This is a genomic window from Mycobacterium sp. (assembly GCF_032162605.1).
Taxonomy (GTDB): domain Bacteria; phylum Actinomycetota; class Actinomycetes; order Mycobacteriales; family Mycobacteriaceae; genus Mycobacterium.
The window spans coordinates 1-3,389 of record NZ_JAVROT010000434.1; the positions used below are offsets into that span (position 1 = coordinate 1).

General features: G+C 65.5%; 2 protein-coding genes and 1 pseudogene. 1 reads left to right on the forward strand and 2 read right to left on the reverse strand.

All coding sequences use genetic code 11. The features are described from left to right. Positions 1 to 166: 166 nt before the first annotated feature. Together QOI01_RS24285 and QOI01_RS24290 are read right to left on the reverse strand one after the other, a co-directional pair. Positions 167 to 847, reverse strand: a pseudogene (locus QOI01_RS24285) (Mu transposase domain-containing protein); the annotation flags it as partial. 138 nt (positions 848 to 985) lie between these two features. Then, a complete protein-coding gene (locus QOI01_RS24290) occupies positions 986 to 1,648 on the reverse strand; it encodes a winged helix-turn-helix transcriptional regulator (RefSeq protein ID WP_526385501.1) in 663 nt (220 codons plus the stop codon). Positions 1,649 to 1,725: 77 nt separating this feature from the next. On the opposite strand from QOI01_RS24290, the gene QOI01_RS24295 reads away from it, so the two are divergent. Continuing rightward, positions 1,726 to 3,312, forward strand: a complete 1,587-nt coding sequence (locus QOI01_RS24295) for an MFS transporter (protein ID WP_526385503.1) — start codon at positions 1,726 to 1,728, stop codon at positions 3,310 to 3,312. Positions 3,313 to 3,389 lie beyond the last annotated feature (77 nt).

The following is a 3,389-nucleotide window of genomic DNA, read 5'->3' on the forward strand; positions in this document are numbered from 1 at the left end:
CCGTCACTGCCACCGGCATCACCCGCATCGTCGTATTCGAAGATCCCGCCCTGGTCACCATGTTCGATCTCCCGCAGATCCCCTAGCGGACTCCCGGACCGTCATGACACCAACGCCGCCTAAACCCAACCCATCCACGACACGGGCGTGCGTTTGGTGGTGGCCATCAGGCAACCTCCCCGGTCCCGAATACCGCGTCATAGGCACCGAGATCGGCGACCTGGACCTCGACCTCCACATGGTCGTTGGTGCCGGTTCGTCGGTGCAGATACTGTTGCCGCAGGATTGATGCAGCCCTGACGTGATCGGGGTCTGAGACTAATCCGGCTGTGCCCCAGAGCCTTTCATGGTCGGCAACGACACGGTCTGCGCAGCGGGCCACTACCCGGTCCAGGGAGGCGGTCACCGTCATCATCCGCCCGATCGCTTCCGGCTGCACTGAGTAGGCGTTGGCGCCGATGCTCACGTCGTAGTCGCCGCCCAACCGTGTCGTCACGGTCGTGCCCGTAGTCGGGGCCGCCGGCGAGGCGAACGTGCGACCCGGCAGAAACGACGACCCGTGATAGCCGTTGGCTCGCTCGACGACGCCCTTGGTTTCGGGGGCATAGGGTCGGGCCTGGATTAGCCGGGTCCCCAACACCCCACAGAACCCCGCCGCTCCCTGCGCCAGACGGCCTCGTTGCCTTATGCCAGACTCGTGGTCCCACAACAGACTCCGAGGAACAGCGCCGAACCCCCGTGAGAGCACCTGCCACATCCCGGCGAGCAAATCACCGGTCACCCGTGACGGGATCATCACCGCGGCGATGAATCGCCAGTACGCGGCCAAAGGAAAGACCGATGGATAACGTTATCTCGGAAGTGGGAGAGGTCGACGCGCGACGCGGCGCCGACGGCTTGCTCGAAATACTTTCGAGCGAGGGGGTGCAGTACATCTTCGGCAACCCACCATCTGTTCGTGAGGGCGAGTCCGAATCGAGTTGCTTCACGTCAGCAGATGAGCATCGGTCAGCCGGAAGACCGTGCGCAGCGCCTCGACGCTGTCTTGGTCGCCCGTGAACTTCATCCGGCGTAGGGCCGACTTGCGCTTGGCCTCGGTGGACCCCAGGCGGCCGGTGACGAGATCCGCGGCGGTCGCGGTTACCGTTACCGCCGGCTCGCCGTGGGCGGCTGCGAGGCTTCCCTGTTGTACCGCGAATTCGAAAGCACGTCCGTCGATTTCGACACGGTACGACGCATTCAGCTCGATGGCGGCGGCTGGGTCGAAGGCCAGCAGGATTCCGGCGAGAAAGCCGTTCAAGGGCGATGCCGGACCGGGGTCGATCGGGTCGATGCGGTCCAGGCCGAACCACGCGATGGCCTGCAGGATGGGCAGTACCCGCCCCCAGCCAACGTCGCTGAGGGTGTAGACAGTGCGGGCGACCGGAGCCGGTAGCTCGGCGCGGTCGACGATTCCGGCATGTTCGAGTTCCCGGAGCCGCTGGGCCAGCAGGTTGGTTGCGATGCCGGGTAACTCGGCGCGCAGGTCGCTGTAGCGGCGCGGGCCTCCGAGCAGCTCGCGCAGGATCAGCAACGTCCACCGGTCGCCCAGTACGTCAAGACCCCTGGCGATAGGGCAGTTCTGGTTGTAGCTCTTTCGCGCGGACATACTGGAACTCTACCAGATAGACAATATTACCGTCTTAGTACTTTAGTTCTTTGTCTATATAGCTTACAGTCATGTTCATGCGTACTTGCCCTCGCCTCCCTGTGTTCCGCCATCGTCCGGTCGCTGCGCTTGCCGTCATCTGCCTTTCGGTCTTCGTCATCAGCGTCGACGCCACCATCGTCAACGTCGCTCTGCCGACGCTGTCGCGCGCCCTGGCCGCCGACACCGCGCAGCTGCAATGGATCGTGGACGCCTACACCCTGGTCATGGCCGGTCTGTTGTTGTCGGTGGGCAGCCTGAGCGACCGGTACGGCCGACGTGGGTGGCTCAGTGCTGGCCTTGCGCTCTTTGCGATTACCTCCGCCGTCGCGGCGCAGGTGAACTCGGCGGACGCCCTCATCGCGGCGCGGGCCGCCATGGGCGTTGGTGCCGCGGTGATCTTCCCGACAACCCTGGCACTGATCACGAATATCTTCACCGACCCGGTGGCACGGGCCAAGGCGATCGGATTGTGGGCCGCGATGGTGGGCGTCGGTGTGGCCGCCGGACCGATTACCGGCGGCTGGCTGCTGCAACACTTCTCGTGGGGATCGATCTTTCTGGTCAACGTTCCGGTCGCCGCGGTGGCGATCGTGGGAGGGCTGCTGTTCGTCCCGACGTCGCGCGACCCGGCGACCCCGCCCGTCGATGTGCCCGGTTTGATTCTGTCCTCGATTGGGGTGACCGCCCTCGTCTACACCGTCATCGAAGCCCCCAACTGGGGGTGGAGCAGTGCGCGAACTATGGCGGGTTTCGCAGCGGCGGTCCTCGTCCTTGCCGGGTTTGCGCTGTGGGAGCGGCGCAGCGCACATCCGATACTCGACGTGTCGGTGTTCGCGGACCGACGGTTCTCCGGTGGCAGCTTGGCAGTGACCGCGGGCTTCCTGACCCTCTTCGGATTCATCTTCGTGATCACCCAGTACTTCCAATTCGTCAAGGCCTACAGCGCATTCGAGGCCGGTGTGCGGTTGCTCCCGGTCGCCGTCTCGATCGCGCTCGCCAGCATCCTCGGACCACGAATGGTCGACAGAGTCGGCACCACGGCAGTCGTGGCCGGGGGCATGGCGATCTTCGCGACCGGGTTGGGCTGGGCGTCCACCGTCGACGCGAACGCGCCGTACACCCAGATCGCCCTGCAGATGCTGCTCCTCGGTGGCGGTCTCGGGCTCACGATTGCACCGGCCACCGAGGCGATCATGGGTTCGCTCAACGCCGATAAGGCCGGGGTTGGCTCGGCCGTCAACGACACCACCCGGGAACTGGGTGGCACCCTCGGGGTGGCGATCGTTGGCAGCGTCTTCGCATCGGTGTACTCGAGTCGGCTCGGCTCCGATTCGGCGTTGGCGGCGCTGCCCGCCGATGTCCGCTCCGCGATGGAACGGTCGATGGCCGCCGCGTACGAGGTCATCGGGCAGCTGCCTGCCGGGCGCATCGCCGACGTCCGCCATGCCGTCAACCATGCATTCCTCGACGGCCTTCGGGTCGGGTCGTTGGTCTGCGCTGGCATCGCCCTTGGCGCGGCGGTCGTCGTCGCGGGACTGCTCCCCCAGCGAGCACGACAGTCAACGCCCCGCGCAACGGAGCAGACCGTCGCGCAGCCCGTGCCGACGTCCGTCGATGGCTGACGCCTCCATCAACACAAAGGAAGACATGCAGCGCAACGAGATTCCAGACAACAGCTACACCGCGACGTGGAGCAACG